This window comes from Streptomyces phyllanthi, from assembly GCF_009377205.1.
GTDB classification, from domain to species: Bacteria; Actinomycetota; Actinomycetes; order Streptomycetales; family Streptomycetaceae; genus Streptomyces; species Streptomyces phyllanthi.
Genome location: NZ_VJZE01000166.1, coordinates 1 through 16,900, shown reverse-complemented (window position 1 = coordinate 16,900; position 16,900 = coordinate 1). Strand labels below are relative to the sequence as shown.

Here is a 16,900-nt window from a genome sequence, read left to right as displayed (position 1 = left end):
CGACGGTCCGTTCCCGTTCCGTGTGCGTCCGGGGCCCGGTGGCCGCCGGGCGGGGCGCGTCCGGCGACGGGACGGCCGACAGTGCGGCGGAGGGCCGCAGCGGGCCGGGCCCGTCCTGTTCCGAGGACCCGGTCCGTACGGCCTCGATCCGTTCGAACGGTCCGGGCAGCCGGGGCCGCACCCGGACGACGCCCGGGCGCGGGAGGGCGGACGGGGCCGCGTGCCGGGCTATCAGCCGGTCGAGGAAGTCGGGGTCCGGCGAGCCCGCCGGCCGGCTTCCCGGAGGGGAGTCAGACATCCGCACACAGCTCCAGGTAGTAGCGGCGCCGCAGCGGGCTGAGCGCCAGGATCTCCGGCTCGGTCCACCCGTAGGCGGTGGCGAGCAGATGGACGTCGAGCAGGACGTCCCGGGCCCAGGTGTCCAGTTCGGTCCACAGGTAGGAGGCGATGTCGAGCTCGGCCCGGGTGGCCTGCCCGCACTCGGGGCAGCCGATGGTGAGCGTCACGTCGGCGCCCGGGTCGGCCGCCTCGACCGCCTCGGCGATCCGGCGCTGCACGGGTACGGGCAGTTCGTCCGCCGCCACGGCGGTGCCGTCGCGCACCGCCGAGACGAGGCACCGGGCGAGCAGGGCGGCACGTGGGTCGGCGTCCCGGGCCGCCGCCGTCAGATCGGCGACGGCGGGCACCCGGAACTCGACCTCCCAGCCCTCCTGCCGCACCTGTACGACGGCTACGGCGGAGTCCTCCGGCCGGTGCAGCGACCGCGCGAACTCCCCGGCGTCCAGGTCGAACTCCATGTCCTCGCCGCACGCCCCGCACTCCAGGCGCACCTGCATCCGCTCGCCGAACAGCGCCCGGCGCAGCGTGAACAGGTCCACCTCGCGCTCGCCGACCGGAAGCACCGGCAGCGTGCCGGCGTCCAGGTCCGGGCGCGCGGTGCTGTGCAGCAGCAGCGCGCGCCCGGCCGGCGCCTCGGCGAGTCCCGCCTCCCAGGTGGCCAGCAGTTCGGCTGCCCCCGTGATCGCCATGCTCTCCCCCGTTTCCCTCAACCGGTCCTATGTCACGCCGGGTTGAGGAACGACGGCTCCTCCGGCTCGGGAACCTCGTAGTCCCGCTCCCAGCCCTCGCACTCGAGCTTCAGCGACTGGATGGCCACCGCGTTGGCGTTGGCGTCCAGCTCGCCGAGCACCTGGTACTCGCTGGGCCAGGTCCGGTAGAGCTTGTGCGAGACGGCCACCTGTCCCGCCTCGTTGAGGACCTGGATGACTATGTCCTTGCGGAAGTCGGCCAGGGACACCTCCGAGCCCAGCCCCGCCCCGACCTGCCAGACCTTGTTGGCCCAGCGGTCGAACTCGGGGTCGTGGGTGACCCCGCGTTCGAGGGTGATGCCCTCGAACTCCGAGCGGCCCGGGGACTTGCGCGGGGAGGAGGGGTCGCCGCCGTGGCGGTGCTTGACGACCTCCGTGGTCCGCTTCAGCGGACTGATCTTGCTGATGCCGGCGACGGTACGACCGTCCCACAGGACCAGGAACTTGAAGTTCTTGTACGGGTCGAAGCGATGCGCGTTGACCGTGAACTCAGCCATCGGATTCCTTCAGCTCTCCAAATTCAGGGGCGCTAGAGCGCGAACTGGCCCGACGTCTGCTGGATCCTGACGATCACGAACTCGGCCGGGCGGACCGGCGCGATGCCCACCAGGACGTTCACGACGCCGTTCTCGACGTCCTCGGCCGTGGTGGTCTCGTGGTCGCACTTGACGAAGTAGGCCTCGCGGGGCGTGCTGCCCTTGAAGGCGCCCTGGCGGAACAGCGTGTGCAGATACGAGGAGGCGCTGAGGCGGATCTGCTGCCACAGGCTCTCGTCGTTGGGCTCGAACACGACCCACTGCAGGCCGCGTTGCAGGCTCTCCTCCACGTGCAGCGCGAGCCGCCGTACGGGGACGTACTTCCACTCGCTGTCGAGCGCGTCGGCGCCCTGAAGCGTGCGGGCGCCCCAGACGAGCGGGCCGGTCAGCGGGAAGGTGCGCAGGCAGTTGACGCCGAGCGGGTTGAGCTGGCCGGTCTCGCGGTCGGTGAGGTCGACGGTCAGCGAGTGCACGCCCGCGAGCCGGGCCTCGGTGCCGGCCGGGGCCTTCCACACGCCGCGCTCGGAGTCGGTGCGCGCGATGACGCCCGCGACCGCGCCGGAGGGCGGGAAGGAGCGCAGCCGCCCGGTGAGCGGGTCGGTGAGCTGGAGGTGCGGGAAGTACAGGCCGGCGTGGTTGCCGCGGACGGCGTCGAAGGCGGCCAGCCCGGCGCGGGCCGTGTCCACGCTCACCCAGGTGCCCGGCGCGTCGACCAGCAGGAAGATCCGCCGCTCGGCGCACAGCCGCTGGGCGGCCGAGACGACGGTGAGCATGTCCTCGGTCGACTCGTACGCCGCGAGCTCGGGCAGGGCCAGCAGGTTGACGTCGGCCACGCCGCGCAGGGCCTGGATACCGGTCTTGCCGCTCTCGCTGCCGATGAGGTCGCGCGGTCCGGGCGCCTCGCCGTCCTCGCCGCCCTCCAGCGGGAACACCGGCGGGTTGACCGAGGCCTCCAGGCCCAGGTCGTTGGCGCACTCGCCGAGGAAGCGGACGACGTCCTCGGGGTCGGTGGAGCCGGCCACGACCTGGAGGCGGCGGCCGAAGGCGGTGACCTCGGCGCCCGCGAAGGCGTGCTTGCCCGGCGCGTCGGGCAGCGCCCGCAGCTTGCGCTCGAGGAGCAGCGCCAGCTCGGCCACCCTGCACGGGGCCTCGCCGTCGCAGTCGGGGTCGTAGAGCGTGAACTCGCGCTCCACGTCGCCGATCTTGACGGTGAGGTCGACGGCCAGGTTCGGCAGCTCGTGGCCGAACGGTTTGGAGACCGTGCCGGACGGGTCGGGGCGGCCCTCTCCGACGGCCTCGACGCGGATCAGCCGGGAGCCCGCGTTGATCACGGTCGGCGCGTGGCGGCCGTGCCCGGTGTCCATGGACAGCCCGGTGAAGCTCTCCCGGGCCTCGCCCCTGGCGTCGTACACCCGCAGGTTGAAGGTCTCGTCGGGCTGGGGCGTGTCGTAGTCGACGGCGACCCGCAGGCCGTTGCCCCACACCCCGGGTTCCTTGGCGTGGACCTCGAGGACCCGGGTCTCGCTGTGGCCCTCGGTGGACTCCAGGACGACGCAGGCGGCCTTGCCGCTGCCCGCCCTGGCGACGCGGACGATCACGGCCACGTTGCCGCCGTTGGCGAAGAACTGCTGCACCGCGTAGGCGACGGCGCTCTGCGAGCTCAGGCCCCCGAACCGGCGCTCGAACTCGGTGAATCCGGTGACGCGCACCGGCTCGTTCAGCGGGCCCCGCCGGGTGTGACCGACGAAGGCGGTCACCGAGGTGGTCACGGCGGAGATCGTGCGGGTACTGCTGGGAAGTTCTTCGACGTAGACACCCGGATACGTCGGCCTGGCGGCACTTGCGTTCGTCGGCATTCCCCCTCCTATCCCTTCTCAGGTACCGATTGAAAGGCACCAAGAGGCGGCAGAGGGAGATGGTGCGTCGGGCGCACACGGGGCATTCCCGGGGCGCGATGGGCGCTCCGGGACCGCGTGCTCCGCATCAGTTTTCCCCCGTCAGTGCCCCGGACGAACAGTCATCCGGGTCAAGCAGTGTGCTTGTGACTCCTGATGCTCAAGTGCGTGACCAACCTTGCTGATCGGACCGTTGCACGAGCAAGTCGGGTTCACGCCAGCCCAGGAGGAGGTTCCATGAAGAGCGCCCGACATGACTCGCACACGATGTGCGCGTGTCGGGACAGGTGCTTCACAGGTTTCCCACCGGGGATGGTGCAGGAGAATGGGGCGCATGTCCCGACGCACCTCGAATTCCCGGCGCCGCCCCGCTTCCGCGCCTTCACACAAGCCCACCTGTCCTTGCGGTCTTGCGGAGACGTATGAGAAGTGCTGTGGCCGGTTTCATCAGGGTGAGGCGGCGGCGCCGACCGCCGAGGCGCTGATGCGCTCGCGTTACTGCGCCTTCGTGAAGCAGAACGAGGCGTACCTGCTGCGAACATGGCATCCGCGAACGCGGCCCCCGCGGGTCGACTTCGGTCCGGGGACGGGATGGACCGGTCTGGAGGTCCTGGAGACGACCGACGGCTCGGCGTTCCACAGCGCGGGGACCGTGACCTTCCGCGCCTCGTACCGGGGCGGCTCCCTGCACGAACGGAGCCGGTTCGAGCGGGTCGACGGGGCGTGGGCGTACGTGGACGGGGACTTTCTCCCGTAGGTCCCGTAGGTCCCGTGGTCCCGTAGGTCCCGTAGGTCGGCGGTCGACCGGGGGTCGCCCAGGGCACCCGGGAGACGCCTCAAGGCACTCGGAGGGCGATGGAGGGCAGCGGGAGGTCGCCGCGGCCGCCCCTCAGGTCAACCGGAGATCACCGCAGCCGCCCTCAGCACAACCCGAGATCACCGCAGCCGCCCTCAGCACAACCCGAGATCACCGCAGCCGCCCCCAGCACAATCCGAGATCACCGGCGGCCGTTCGGGCGGCCGCCCGGCGCCAGGATGTCCAGTTCCCTCAGGGCGCCGGCCGTGATCTCGCGGGTGAGCCGCTCGGCGCGGGCCGCGTCGCCCTCGCGGACGGCCTCGGCGACCTGGACGTGCAGGGTGACGGCGGCCGGGTCGGGGTCCTCGAACATGACCTCGTGATGGGTACGGCCCGCGAGGACCTCCGCGACGACATCGCCGAGGCGGGCGAACATCTCGTTGCCGGAGGCGTCGAGGATCGTCCGGTGGAAGGCGATGTCGTGGACCAGGTACTCCTCCAGCCGGTGGCCGCGCGAGGTGGCCACCAGCCCGATCGCGCACTCGGTGAGCTCGGCGCACTGCTCGGCGGTGGCGTTCCCGGCGGCCAGGCCCGCGGCGGCCGGCTCGATCGCGGAGCGCAGCACGGTGAGCGAGCGCAACTGGCGCGGACGGTCGGCGCCGGCCAGCCGCCAGCGGATGACCTGGGGGTCGTACACGTTCCACTCGGCGGTCCGGCGCACGGTCACCCCGACCCGGCGACGGGACTCCACCAGGTGCATGGACTCCAGGACCCGCACCGCCTCGCGCATCACGGAGCGCGACACCTCGAAGCGCTGCGCCAGTTCGTCGGTGCGCAGAACGCTGCCGGGCGGGTACTCGCCCGCGGTGATCGCCGGTCCGAGGGTGTCCAGTACTCGGCCGTGCAGACCCCGGCCCGGTGTGGTCATGGGGGTCAGCGTACGAGGGGATCCGCAGCGGCAAAAGGTCAGACTTAATTGTCGTCGGCCCTTGAATTCGTCATACCTGATGGGATTCAGTGGCGGGGACGCCGGATGGCGTCGGAGACGCCGGGTGGGTCTCGGGCCCGGAATCGGCATCGGGCTCCGGTGCCGGCGAGGACAGCGAGGTGGCGATGCGTTCTCCCCATGTCGTCGTGGTCATGGGCGTGGCAGGGACGGGCAAGAGCACGATCGGCCGGCTGCTCGCGGCCCGGCTCGGTGTTCCGTACGCCGAGGGCGACGACTTCCACCCCGAGGCCAACATCGCCAAGATGTCGGCCGGGGTCCCGCTGGACGACGGGGACCGGTGGCCGTGGCTGGACGCCGTCGGCGCGTGGGCGCACGGACGGGCCGGGCTCGGTGGGGTGGCCGGCTGCTCGGCGCTGAAGCGGAGCTATCGGGACCGCTTGCGGGCCGCCGCGCCCGGTCTTGTCTTTCTGCACCTCAGCGGTGATCGCGAGCTGATCGAGGGCCGTATGGCACGGCGTCAGGGGCACTTCATGCCGACGGCGCTGCTGGACTCGCAGTTCGCCACCCTCCAGCCGCTCCAGGCGGACGAGCCGGGGGTCGCGGTCGATGTCTCGGGCACCCCGGACGAGATCACGGAGCGGGCCGTCGCCGCGCTCGGGACCCTCGACGGGCCTTCCGCGTGAGCCCCGCTTCACGCTCCGGCCCGTCTCGTGTCCGTGCGGTGGGTGCTGCTACGAGGTGAGGGAGTCGTCGCGCCGGACCACGCACAGGGCCCAGATGATGAAGCCCGAGATCGCGATCATCACGACCGACCAGACCGGGTAGTACGGCAGGGAGAGGAAGTTGGCGATGATGATGAGTCCGGCGAGGGCCACGCCGGCGACGCGCGCCCACATCGCGGTCTGGAACAGCCCGAGGCTGACGATCACGGCCACCGCGCCCAGAATGAGGTGGACCCAGCCCCAGCCCGTCAGGTCGAACTGGAAGACGTAGTCGTCCGTCGTGACGAAGACGTCGTCCTCGGCGATTCCCATGATGCCCCGGAAGATGTCGAGCACTCCGGCGATCATGAGCATCACGGCGGCGAAGACCGTCAGGCCGCCTGCCCATTCCTGCCTCGCCGTGTGCACCGGCCGTGTGTGAGTCGTGGTCATGGTGCTGCCTCGTTTCGTGTCGTCCGGCATGCTGCTCAGCGACCGGAGCTGGGGGTGGAGGCGGAGGTGGGAGCGGTGGCGGGGCGCGTCAGCGCTCCGCCGGACCGTGGCCCGTCAGGACCAGTTCCTTCGCCCTGCGGAACTCCTCGTCCGTGATGTCGCCGCGGGCGCGGATCTCGGACAGCCTGGCGAGTTCGTCGACGCTGCTGGGCTTCTCCCTGGCGCCCGCGGTCTCCCTGACGTAGCTGTCGAAGGCCTCCTGCTGTGCGCGCGCCTGCGCCACTTCGCGGCGGCCCATGTCCTTGCCGCGGACGATCACGTAGACGAAGACACCCACGAAGGGCAGGACGATGGTGAACACCAGCCAGCCGGTCTTGGCCCAGCCGCTCAGGTCGTCGTCGCGGAAGATGTCGACGACGATACGGAAGACCAGGATGATCCACAGGATCCACAGGAAGAACCAGAGCATCGTCCAGAAGGCGCTCAGCAGCGGAAAGTCATACGCGAGGTTCATCTGCGCGCTCATGTCGGGTCCTCCGTTCCGGGCGCTCGCCCGGCAGCCGTTCTCTGCCGTCTTCAGCGTGCCCACGGCAACCGGCCCCCGCCTCACCCGACGGGGGTGAGTGTGCGAGCCGCGGGGGCGCCTCCGGTCGGGGTCGGCCTCCCGCCCGTACTGGAGGCGCCGTGTCAGTCCACCCCGGTAGGGCCCTGCGGGCCCGTGATGCCCGCCCGTCGGAGCGCGGCACGCCAGGCGAGGGCGACCGCCAGCTCGGCCAGGCCGAGCAGGACGAGCCAGATGCCGAGGAGACGGGTCAGGGCCACCGCCGACTCGACCGGCAGCGCGAGTACCAGGATCCCCGCGACGATGCCGAGCACCGCGACGCCCAGGACCACGCCGCGGTGGGGCATGTCCTTGGTGGCGATGGCCGTGTAGAGCGTGAGGATGCCCGAGACGAGCCACACGATCCCTACGATCAGGGAGAGCGCGGCGATGGTCTGGAGCGGGTTCCGCAGGCACAGCACCCCGGCCAGGACGTACAGCACGGCCAGGAGCAACCCCGGAAGCCGTTCGCCGTGCCCCTCCCCCGCGAAGGCCGCCACGAACCGGAACGCCCCGGTCACCAGCAGGTACAGGCCGACCAGGACCGCCACCACGTGCAGCGTCCCCTCCGGCCAGACCAGGACCAGGACGCCCGGCACCAGTGTCGCGACGGCCGCGCCCAGGATCCAGGTCCAGGAACGGCCGAGCCGCGCCAGCATGTCCGCGGGACCGGGGGCCGCGCCGTAGGGCGCCTGCTCCGGTCCGGTACCCGACGCCGGACCACTCGACATGATCATGACTCCTCACTCCGGCAGCTGTCGCATCTCCACGACGCGCAGCCCCAGCGACTGGCAGCGCGCCAGCAGCCCGTACAGGTGCGCCTCGTCCACGACCGGGCCGTAGAGAACGGTCTGGCCGGACATCACCACATGGCCCAGCTCCGGAAAGGCCTTGGCCAGCGTTTCCGACAGATGTCCGTCGACGCGGATCTCGTAGCGCATGAGCTGTCCTCCCACGGAGCCGGGGGCGGGCGGACGGCGCCCTTCCCTGCGATCGTCCGCCCCGGCGCCCCGCCGGACCTCACCCGGTACAGGTGACCCGGCGGGTGCGGGTGCTTCCGTCCCCCCAAGAGCTGTCCGGTGTCAGTGCTTCAGTACGACCTCGAAGCAGACGATCAGCAGGCCGAGCACCAGGTTGACCGAGGCGCTGACGGCCACGAGACGCCAGGTGGCCCCGGCTCGGCGTGCCGCGGCCGCGGACCAGCCCACCTGCCCGGCGACGGCCACGGAGAGCGCCAGCCAGAGGGCGCCCTCCACGCCCAGGCCCAGGGCGGGGCTGACGGCCACCGCGGCGGCCGGCGGGACGGCGGCCTTGACGATCGGCCACTCGTCCCGGCACACGTCCAGGACGACCCGGCGGCCCAGGGCCCGTTGCGCCAGGCGCGCCCCGAACAGCTGGGCGTGTACATGCGCGATCCAGAACACCGCACCGGTGAGCAGCAACAGCAGCACCAGCTCCGTGCGCGGGAACTCGCCCAGTTGCCCGGCGCCGATCACCACCGAGGCCGCGAGCATGGATCCGTAGACGCCGCCGGTGTAGTCCGCGTGGGCCCGCCGCTCGGCCCGCCTTGCCATGGCCGTGGTGGGGCTGCTCCTGGACACCGGCGCCTCCCCGTTCACAGCAGCCGGAGGTCGCGCGCGCGGCGCACCGCGTCGTTGCGACGGCTGACCGCCAGCTTCCGGTAGACGCTCTTGAGGTGGGTCTTCACCGTGTTCACCGACACGTGGAGGTCCCCGGCGATCTCCTCCGTCGACATCATCCGGGCCAGCCGCTCCAGCACGTCCCGCTCGCGTCCGCTCAGCTCCGCCGCGACGAGCGGGGACGGCCGCTCCCCGGTCGCGGGCGGCTGACCGCGACCGGGCGGGCCGGGCGTCATCAGCCAGCCCGCCGCCAGCTCGTGGAGCGGTGCCGTGGCCAGAAGCGGCCGTATCCACGGGCGGGCGTCGAGGAACGGACGCCGCAGCCGCTCCCGCCGCGCGTCGAGAAGGGCCTGCTCCACGAGTCTGCGGGCGGTGGCGGTGTCCCCCGCCCGCTCCGCGGCCTGGGCCCTGACCAGCGCCGCCCGAACGCTCACCGCCGGACCGGTCCGGCCGCCGGCGCGGACGCCGTCGAGCAGGTCGACCGCCGCCCCGGCATGACCGGCGGCGAGCTGGAGCCGCGCGGCCTCCACGGCACACGCCGGCTGGTCGCCGGACACGGCTCGGAGCGTCTCGGCGGCGCGCTCCGGCCGTCCTTCGGCCAGGTGGGCGGCGGAGGCGACCAGCGCCTCATGGCTCGCCGCCCAGGGTGAGACCACGGCGGCAAAGACGCCCGGGTCCGCCGCCTCGACCGCGGCGCGCGCCTCGCCGCGTACCAGCAGGAGACGAGCCGTGGCGACGGCCCGTCCCGCCGCCGTCACCGGGTCGCGCGTCCCCGGGCCGAGGCGGTCCGCCTCGTCGAGGAGGGCCTGGGCCCTGCGCAGTTCGTCGCGGTCGACGGCCACGGCGGCCAGGACCAGCCGTCCCAGGCCGGAGCCGCACGGCTCGGGCAGACTGAACCGTTCCGCCTCGGACACCGCGGCCAGCGCCTTGCGCTCGGCCCTGCCGGGCCAGCCGTTCAGATAGTCGATCAGCGCCAGGTACCCGATCGCCTCCTCCCGGGGGAGCACGGTGGCGGCTCCCCCGGGAGTGCCCGCCACGGCGGACAGGGCGGCGCGCGCGTCCTCGAAGCGCCCGGCCCACAGGCGCGTGGATCCCAGATGGGTCAGCAGGAGCGCGAGGAGCTCGGGATGCCTGTCCAGGAGATGCGCGGGGACCTCCTGCCGCAGTCCCTCGGCCAGCTCGGCGGCCCTCTCGGCCCGCGCGGGTGAACCGGTGAGCCTGGCGGCCAGCGCCTCCAGCAGCGCACAGCTCAGCCGGGCGGCCGCCGCGTCGGACACGGCGGGCACGTCGGTGTTCAGGCTCTCCTCGGCCTGGTGCAGATGGGCCAGCCCCCGTTCGAGGTCGCACCGGGACAGGGCGCCGGCCGCCCGGACGAGATCCGTCGCGGGGCCCGTGTCCTCGGGTGACATCCCGGAGAACAGCTGGGCGAGATCGTCGGTGCGCAGACCGGTGAACAGCTGTCCGATGGCCAGGTCGTCGACGAGGGCACCGGCGGTGAACCCCCAGTCCCCCGCGGCGGCCCCGTGCGCGAGGGTCTCCGGCAGGGATCCGGAACGGCGCAGCCACCGCGCCGCCCGTCGGTGGAGTTCCGGCTCGAGGCCGGGCAGCCGCACCCGCAGATGGGCCCTGAGGATCTCCCCGAACAGCGGGTGGAGCCGGTACCACGCGTGCCCGAGGTCCTCGACGAACGCGTTCGCGCGGTGCAGCTCGACAAGGAGGGGCTCGGCATCGGTCCGGCCGGTCAGCGCGTTCGCCAGGGAGGGACAGAAGCGGTCCAGGATGCTGACCCGCAGCAGGAGGTCCTGTGTCTCCTCCGGCTGCCGCTTGAGCACCTCGGCCAGCAGGAAGTCCGCGACCGTGCTCCGGTCCGCCTCGAACTCCTTCAGATAGACCTCCGGATCGGCGCTCTCCAGCGCGGCCAGGGCGCACAGACGCAGACCGGCGGCCCAGCCCCGGGTACGGTCCACCAGGGTGCGCGCGGCCGGCACCGGAAGGCTCAGACCGTGCAGCTCCAGCAGCGCGGCGGCCTCCTCGGGGGTGAAGGCCAGCTCGGCGGCGCGGATCTCCGTCAGCTCGCCAGCGGCCCGGTAGCGGTGCAGCGGCAGCAGGGGTTCGGTGCGGGTGACGAGGACCAGACGCATGCCCCGCCCGGCGTGGTGCAGGACGAACTCCAGCTGCTCGGCGATCTCCGGTGCGGTCACGCGGTCGTACTCGTCGAGGACGACGACCACGGGCCGGTCACGGGCGTTCAGCTCGGCGGCGAGCGCCGCCAGCAGCCTGCGGTCCACCCGGGTCGCGTCCGCCGGGCCCCCGGACGCGACCGCGCCGGACGCGAGCGCACCGCAGGCGCGCAGGGCCTGGAGGACGTACGCCCAGAAGACACCGGGCCGCCGGCCCCCGGTCTCGACGGTGAGCCAGGCGACCGACTGCCCCGCGCGGGACCTCCGGTCGGCGGCCCAGTCGGCGGCCAGCAGGGTCTTGCCCGCGCCGGCCGCTCCGTTGACCAGGGTCAGCGGCGTCCGGAGAGCCTGGTCGAGGTGCTGTACGAGCCGCTGACGCCGCAGGAACGTGGCGGGCCTCGTCGGCAGGGCGAACCGGGTACGCAGGAACGGGTCGCCCAGGGGATCGGCGTACGGAACGGCCGTGCCGGCCGCTCCTGAGGCGTTCTCGTCGGTCTCGTCGGTCTCTTCGGGCTCGTCGGTCTCTTCGGGCTCGTCGGTCTCTTCGGGCTCGTCGGTCTCTTCGGGCTCGGCCACGGCGCTCACCGCCACTGTCCGTCAGGGTCAGGTCATGGGCAGCGCTTCCTCACTCAGCATCCCAGCCTCCCCGCGCGGGCGCGCGCCACACGCGCCCCAGGGACCGTTCGGCCTGGTCAGGCGCGTATCACGCGGGACCCCGTAGCTCTCACGGCCGCCACAGCGGATGCTCCCGCCCGGCCCACTCGCCGCTCACCGAGCCCGTCCGGAGCCCCTTCCGCGCCTCCGGGTCCCCCAGGGCCATCCCGATGTGGCCCGCCAGGACGATGCCGATGGTCAGGGCCAGCCAGTCGTGGACGAAGGTCGCGCTGGTGCGCCAGACCAGAGGGGTGAGGTGGGTGAACCACATCATGAGGCCCGTGCCGAGCATCACGAGGGTCGCGCCGGCGATCCAGGACGCGTAGATCTTCTGACCCGCGTTGAACTTGGCGGCCGGCCGGGGGCCGGGCAGGCGGCGCAGGGCCGAGCGGAGCCAGACGCGGTCGTGCGGGCCCCAGCGGTTGAGGTGGGTGAGGTCCGTACGGAAAGCGCGGGAGGCGAGGCCCGCCAGGACCGGGACCGGGAGCAGCAGGCCGGACCACTGGTGGAGGGTGACCACCAGGGCGCGGCGGCCGACGAGTTCGGCGAGCTGCGGAACGTACAGGCACGCCGCGGTCACCACGCACACGCCCATCAGCGCGGCCGTCGCGCGGTGCACCAGGCGTTCCGCGCGGCTGAACCGGCGGACACGGGAGTCCGAGGGGGCCGGGGCGTCAGCTCGTGGGCTCATCGTCGCGTCCGTTCGACCTGCCCACCCAGGCGTCGACGTCGTAGCCCCGCTCCTCCCAGTACCCCGGCTCCACCTTCTCGGTGACGGTGATGCCGGAGAGCCACTTCGCCGACTTGTAGAAGTACATGGGCGCGACATAGAGGCGGACCGGGCCGCCGTGGCTGTGGCTCAGGTCCTTGTCCTGCATCCGCAGGGCGACCAGGACGTCCGCGCGGCGGGCCTGCTTCAGGGTCAGGCTCTCGGTGTACGCCCCGTCGAAGCACTTGAACCGCACCGCCCGGGCCGAGGAGCGCACTCCCGCGGCGTCCAGCAGCCGGGACAGCCGTACGCCCTCGAACGGTGTGTCCGGCACCCGCCAGCCCGTCACGCACTGGACGTCGCGCACCATCCGCGTCTGGGGCAGGGCCCGCAGCTCGTCGAGGGTGTACGTGGCCGGGCGGTCGACCAGGCCGTCGACGGTGAGGCGGTAGTTCGTGGCGTTCCTGCGGGGGACGGACGAGGTCACCGAGTAGTAGCGGAAGCCGCCGCCGTTGGGGAGCAGCCCGGTCAGGCCCGTGGGGTCCTTGTCGGCCGCCGCGCCGAGGAAGGACTCCATGCCCCGCTGGAGCGTGGGCGCGGCGACCACGCCGAGCGCTCCGAGTCCGAGCGTGCCCAGCAGGACGCGGCGGCCCATCGGCACGCCCCGCCCTTGGGGTTGTTCCTCCGGGTGCTGTTCTGTGGTCACGTACTGATTCGAACACCTGCCACCCCGATGAGGCCAGCGGCGGCAGGTGCCCGTAAGGAACCTGTCAGGGTTTCCCCAGGCTCATCCCACGGCCTTCGCCGCCGCGCGGCCCGCCGTACGCCCGGAGAACAGGCACCCGCCCAGGAAGGTCCCCTCCAGCGAGCGGTAGCCGTGGACGCCGCCCCCGCCGAAGCCGGCGGCCTCGCCCGCCGCGTACACGCCCTCCAGCGGGTCGCCGCCCTCGGTGAGCACGCGCGAGGACAGGTCCGTCTCCAGTCCGCCGAGGGTCTTGCGGGTGAGGATGTTGAGGCGGACGGCGATCAGCGGCCCCGCCTTGGGGTCGAGGATCCGGTGCGGGGCGGCGGTACGGATCAGCTTGTCGCCGAGGTAGCTGCGGGCGCCCCGGACCGCCATGACCTGGAGGTCCTTGGTGAAGGGGTTGGCGATCTCGCGGTCACGGGCGACGATCTCGCGGCGCAGCTCGGTCTCGTCGATGAGGGGCTCCTTGGTGAGCGCGTTCATCCCGCGCACGAGGGAGCCGAGGTCCTTCTCCACGACGAAGTCGACGCCGTTGTCCATGAAGGCCTTCACCGGGCCGGGGACGTCCGCACGGGCCCGCCCGATGACGTCCTTGATCGACTTGCCGGTGAGGTCGGGGTTCTGCTCCGAGCCGGAGAGCGCGAACTCCTTGCCGATGATCTTCTGGTCGAGCACGAACCACGTGTGGTCGTACCCGGTCCGCATGATGTGCTCGAGCGTGCCCAGCGTGTCGAAGCCGGGGAAGAGCGGCACCGGCAGCCGCTTGCCGCGGGCGTCCAGCCACAGCGACGAGGGGCCGGGCAGGATGCGGATGCCGTGGTTCTCCCAGATGGGGTTCCAGTTGTGGATGCCCTCGGTGTAGTGCCACATGCGGTCGCGGTTGATGAGGTGGGCGCCCGTCTGCTCGGCTATGGCGAGCATCTTGCCGTCGACGTGCGCGGGCACGCCGGAGACCATGCGCTCGGGCGGGGTGCCGAGGCGCTTCGGCCAGTTGGCGCGGACGAGGTCGTGGTTGCCGCCGATACCGCCCGAGGTGATGATCACCGCCTGGGCCTTCAGCTCGAAGGCGCCGCTGACGGTGCGGCTGCTGGCCTGGCCGCGCTGGATGTCCGAGGGCTCCAGGATCTCGCCGGAGACGGTGTCGACGGCGCCCGCGCTGCGCGAGAGCCCCGTGACCCGGTGCCGGAACCTGAGCTGGACGAGCCCGCGGGCCACCCCGGCGCGTACCCGCCGCTCGAAGGGCTCGACGAGTCCGGGCCCGGTCCCCCAGGTGATGTGGAAGCGGGGTACGGAGTTGCCGTGCCCGTTGGCGTCGTAGCCACCGCGCTCGGCCCAGCCGACCACCGGGAAGAAGCGGACGCCCTGCTGGTACAGCCAGGAGCGCTTCTCGCCGGCCGCGAAGTCCACGTACGCCTCGGCCCACTTGCGCGGCCAGTGGTCCTCGGTACGGTCGAACGCGGCGGTGCCCATCCAGTCCTGGAGGGCGAGCGCGTGGCTGTCCTTGATACGCAGTCGGCGCTGCTCGGGCGAGTTCACGAAGAAGAGGCCGCCGAAGGACCAGAAGGCCTGCCCTCCCATGGACTGCTCCGGCTCCTGGTCGAGGAGGATCACGCTGCGGCCGGCGTCGACGAGCTCCGCGGTCGCCGCGAGGCCGGCGAGGCCCGCCCCGATCACGATCACATCTGCGTCGTACGACATGGGGGACGTCCTCTCGAGAACAGGTCGGGGCAGGGCGGACCGGCGTCGGCAGCACGTTGTTACTGGCCAGTCAGCGACTTGGCATCAGATCTTTCGGTACGGAGGGAGACGGAGTCAACTGCCCGGATGTGTCTCAGCGCACAGACAGTCCGCCCTCGTGCCTCCAGGTTCGACGAAACGGATATCCCGATCTGTCCTGATGCGCCGGAATCTCCGCGTTCTTCGAGGTGGCACAACGTGTCGTTTCTCGTCCTGATTCTCTCCATCGGCGCCGCCTGCTGTCTGGGCTTCGGTTACGTGCTCCAGCAGCAGGCCGCCTCGCACGCCCCGCTCAGTGACTTCCTCTCGCCCAGGCTGCTCCTCGACCTGGTACGGGTTCGCTGCCCGCGCTGACGGCGGCACAGCCACTGGCCGGCATCGTCTGCGAGGTGGGGTTCCTCGGCGATCGTCGCCGGCATCGTGCTGCTGGGGATGCATCCGGCGGTGCCGCGCGGCACCGTACCGGCGGAGCGGGAGACCGAGCGGGCGCAGGCTCCGGCCCTCCGGCCCGCGACCGCCTGAGCCGTCCGCCCGGCCTGCTTGGATGAGCCCATGAGTGCCGCCGACGAGATCATCGACATCGTGGACGAGAACGACCGGGTCATCGGGCAGTCGCCCCGGGGTGAGGCCTACGCGAAGGGCCTGCGCCACCGCTGCGCCTTCATCCAGGCACGCGACGCCGAGGGCCGGCTCTTCGTCCACCGCCGGACCCCCACCAAGCTGGTCTTCCCGTCCCTGTACGACATGTGGGTCGGCGGAGTCGTCGGCGCGGGCGAGTCGTACGACACCGCCGCACTCCGCGAGGCCGAGGAGGAACTCGGCGTCTTCGGGCTCCCGCGGCCGACGTACCTCTTCAAGTTCCTGCACGACGACGGCGCCGGCCACAGCTGGTGGTCCGCCGTCTACGAGGTCCGCTGCGACCTCCCGGTGAACCCGCAGGCCGAGGAGATCGCCTGGCACGACTTCCTGACGGAGGACGAGCTGGAGCGCCGGCTGACCGAGTGGGAGTGGGTGCCGGACGGCCTGGCGGCGTACGAACGCTTCAAGGCGTACCGGTCCATGGGTTGAGGCGTACCGCCGGTCCACGGGTCGAGGCACTCCGGGCCACGGCTGACGCCTCCGGGCGGCCGCGCGAGCCCGCGGGTCTCACCCGGACCGTGTGGAGCTGCTGACCCAGACCGGGCGGTCCAGAAACCGATCCGCCATCGCGGGCGCCACGTCCTGGGGGACTCCCACGGTCCCGAGCGCCCCGGAGATCCGGGAGGCGGCTTCGTCGACGCACAGGACGTCCACGGCCCCGAACGCGGGGAGCAGCAGGAGCAGCCGGAGATCGGGGTCGCGTATCCCCTGCTCGTCGCGCGGGGCGGATTCGGCGATCGCCGTCAGCTCCGGCCAGGAGAGCCCTGGTCCCCGGTGGTGCCCCTCGCTGGACGCCAGGGTCGTGTGACCGCCCGTGCCGGGCCCGGTGACCAGGTAGTCCGTTCCCGCGTCGTCCGGGAAGTTGCGGTGGACGATCCACAGGAGCCGGCCGTCCCGGAGAGGGAGCCGGTAGGCGGGCCAGATCCGTGTCGTGTCGTACAGGGCCTCCGCCGCGGCGTCGACGTCCGCGGTGTCGGCGCCGAACGGCTCGGGGTCCGCCGCGAACCCGTCCCAGGCGGGTCCGTAGTAGGCGGGCCAGAACCCGGGCAGGTCGAGCAGGTGCTCGGCGGCGGCGATACCGTGCCCGGGCTGCGCGTACCCGGCCAGTGACATGGGGGTTTCCATGGACCGCACCGTAGCCGCGGGCACTGACAACCCACTCTGGAACAGGGCCCGATAGGGTCCCTGGCGTGATCGAATTCGTGCGGAACATCCGGTTGTGGTTCACCCCTGAGGGGGTGCGGGAGGAAGGCGGGACGCCCGACTACCGGTTCTCGCTGGCGAACGAGCGCACCTTCCTCGCATGGCTGCGGACCGCGCTCGCCCTGATCGGCGGGGGTTTCGCGGTGGACCAGTTCCTGCCGGACCTGCGGTGGGGATGGCGGGTGGGGCTGGCGCTCGCGCTGCTCGCCGCCGGTGTGCTGTGCTCACTGCGGGCCGTCAACCACTGGGTGCGGTGCGAGCGGGCGATGCGGCGCGGGGAGGACCTGCCCCTGTCAAGGTTCCCGGCCCTGCTCAGTCTGGCCGTGGCCGTGGTCGCCGTCGCCATGGTCGCGGTGGTGCTCCTGGGGTGGGAG

At 72.2% G+C, this 16,900-nt stretch carries 18 protein-coding genes and 2 pseudogenes; 5 read left to right on the top strand and 15 right to left on the bottom strand.

Annotated elements, in window-relative coordinates; genetic code table 11:
* The 4 genes and pseudogenes from FNH04_RS22890 to FNH04_RS22875 form a co-directional block, all read right to left on the bottom strand.
* Window positions 1-298 (bottom strand): annotated as a pseudogene (locus tag FNH04_RS22890) (hypothetical protein); the annotation flags it as partial.
* A complete protein-coding gene (locus FNH04_RS22885; protein WP_152787144.1) occupies window positions 291-1,028 on the bottom strand; it encodes a T4 family baseplate hub assembly chaperone in 738 nt (245 codons plus the stop codon). The pseudogene FNH04_RS22890 and the gene FNH04_RS22885, both read right to left, overlap by 8 nt.
* 32 nt (window positions 1,029-1,060) lie before the next feature.
* Window positions 1,061-1,585 carry a phage tail protein gene (locus FNH04_RS22880; protein WP_004003113.1) on the bottom strand — a complete coding sequence of 175 codons (525 nt, stop codon included), beginning with the start codon at window positions 1,583-1,585 and terminating at the stop codon, window positions 1,061-1,063.
* Window positions 1,586-1,617: 32 nt separating this feature from the next.
* Window positions 1,618-3,480, bottom strand: a complete 1,863-nt coding sequence (locus FNH04_RS22875; protein WP_152787142.1) for a phage tail sheath subtilisin-like domain-containing protein — start codon at window positions 3,478-3,480, stop codon at window positions 1,618-1,620.
* Between the two features lie 373 nt (window positions 3,481-3,853).
* On the opposite strand from FNH04_RS22875, the gene FNH04_RS22870 reads away from it, so the two are divergent.
* Complete coding sequence (locus tag FNH04_RS22870; RefSeq protein WP_152787140.1) at window positions 3,854-4,276, top strand: YchJ family protein; 423 nt, start codon at window positions 3,854-3,856, stop codon at window positions 4,274-4,276.
* 241 nt (window positions 4,277-4,517) lie between these two features.
* Here FNH04_RS22870 and FNH04_RS22865 read toward each other — a convergent pair whose 3' ends face one another.
* Entirely contained in the window at window positions 4,518-5,243 is a 726-nt protein-coding gene (locus FNH04_RS22865; RefSeq protein WP_152787138.1) for a FadR/GntR family transcriptional regulator, read from the bottom strand.
* A 185-nt stretch (window positions 5,244-5,428) separates the two neighbouring features.
* On the opposite strand from FNH04_RS22865, the gene FNH04_RS22860 reads away from it, so the two are divergent.
* Window positions 5,429-5,947: a gluconokinase gene (locus FNH04_RS22860; RefSeq protein WP_152787136.1), complete on the top strand. Its 519-nt coding sequence runs from the start codon at window positions 5,429-5,431 to the stop codon at window positions 5,945-5,947.
* 48 nt (window positions 5,948-5,995) lie between these two features.
* Here FNH04_RS22860 and FNH04_RS22855 read toward each other — a convergent pair whose 3' ends face one another.
* The 9 genes from FNH04_RS22855 to FNH04_RS22815 form a co-directional block, all read right to left on the bottom strand.
* Window positions 5,996-6,418 carry a DUF7144 family membrane protein gene (locus FNH04_RS22855; protein WP_152787134.1) on the bottom strand — a complete coding sequence of 141 codons (423 nt, stop codon included), beginning with the start codon at window positions 6,416-6,418 and terminating at the stop codon, window positions 5,996-5,998.
* Window positions 6,419-6,506: 88 nt separating this feature from the next.
* Complete coding sequence (locus FNH04_RS22850) at window positions 6,507-6,944, bottom strand: SHOCT domain-containing protein (RefSeq protein ID WP_152787132.1); 438 nt, start codon at window positions 6,942-6,944, stop codon at window positions 6,507-6,509.
* A gap of 161 nt (window positions 6,945-7,105) precedes the next feature.
* Complete coding sequence (locus tag FNH04_RS22845) at window positions 7,106-7,756, bottom strand: HdeD family acid-resistance protein (RefSeq protein ID WP_194236778.1); 651 nt, start codon at window positions 7,754-7,756, stop codon at window positions 7,106-7,108.
* Window positions 7,757-7,762: 6 nt separating this feature from the next.
* On the bottom strand, window positions 7,763-7,960 hold the full coding sequence (locus FNH04_RS22840) for a hypothetical protein (RefSeq protein ID WP_152787128.1): 198 nt from the start codon (window positions 7,958-7,960) through the stop codon (window positions 7,763-7,765).
* Window positions 7,961-8,101: 141 nt separating this feature from the next.
* Window positions 8,102-8,593 (bottom strand): hypothetical protein, encoded by a 492-nt coding sequence (locus FNH04_RS22835; protein ID WP_152787153.1) that lies wholly within the window; start codon window positions 8,591-8,593, stop codon window positions 8,102-8,104.
* A gap of 41 nt (window positions 8,594-8,634) precedes the next feature.
* The gene (locus FNH04_RS22830; RefSeq protein WP_152787151.1) at window positions 8,635-11,280 is read right to left on the bottom strand and encodes a LuxR C-terminal-related transcriptional regulator; all 2,646 of its coding nucleotides are present in this window, start codon (window positions 11,278-11,280) and stop codon (window positions 8,635-8,637) included.
* Between the two features lie 283 nt (window positions 11,281-11,563).
* A complete protein-coding gene (locus FNH04_RS22825) occupies window positions 11,564-12,184 on the bottom strand; it encodes a cytochrome b/b6 domain-containing protein (protein ID WP_152787126.1) in 621 nt (206 codons plus the stop codon).
* Window positions 12,168-12,857, bottom strand: a complete 690-nt coding sequence (locus FNH04_RS22820) for a molybdopterin-dependent oxidoreductase (RefSeq protein WP_152787149.1) — start codon at window positions 12,855-12,857, stop codon at window positions 12,168-12,170. Before FNH04_RS22820 ends, FNH04_RS22825 begins: the two co-directional genes overlap by 17 nt.
* 132 nt (window positions 12,858-12,989) lie before the next feature.
* Complete coding sequence (locus FNH04_RS22815) at window positions 12,990-14,645, bottom strand: FAD-binding dehydrogenase (protein ID WP_152787124.1); 1,656 nt, start codon at window positions 14,643-14,645, stop codon at window positions 12,990-12,992.
* Between the two features lie 237 nt (window positions 14,646-14,882).
* On the opposite strand from FNH04_RS22815, the pseudogene FNH04_RS46645 reads away from it, so the two are divergent.
* A pseudogene (locus FNH04_RS46645) lies at window positions 14,883-15,023 on the top strand (DMT family transporter); the annotation flags it as partial.
* Window positions 15,024-15,236: 213 nt separating this feature from the next.
* Complete coding sequence (locus FNH04_RS22810; RefSeq protein ID WP_152787122.1) at window positions 15,237-15,752, top strand: NUDIX hydrolase; 516 nt, start codon at window positions 15,237-15,239, stop codon at window positions 15,750-15,752.
* Window positions 15,753-15,830: 78 nt separating this feature from the next.
* Here the strand turns inward: FNH04_RS22810 and FNH04_RS22805 are convergent, their stop codons facing one another.
* Window positions 15,831-16,448, bottom strand: a complete 618-nt coding sequence (locus FNH04_RS22805) for a hypothetical protein (protein ID WP_152787120.1) — start codon at window positions 16,446-16,448, stop codon at window positions 15,831-15,833.
* 65 nt (window positions 16,449-16,513) lie between these two features.
* Here FNH04_RS22805 and FNH04_RS22800 point away from each other — a divergent pair.
* Window positions 16,514-16,900: YidH family protein (locus FNH04_RS22800; protein WP_322723567.1), on the top strand; the 387-nt coding region annotated here is incomplete at its 3' end.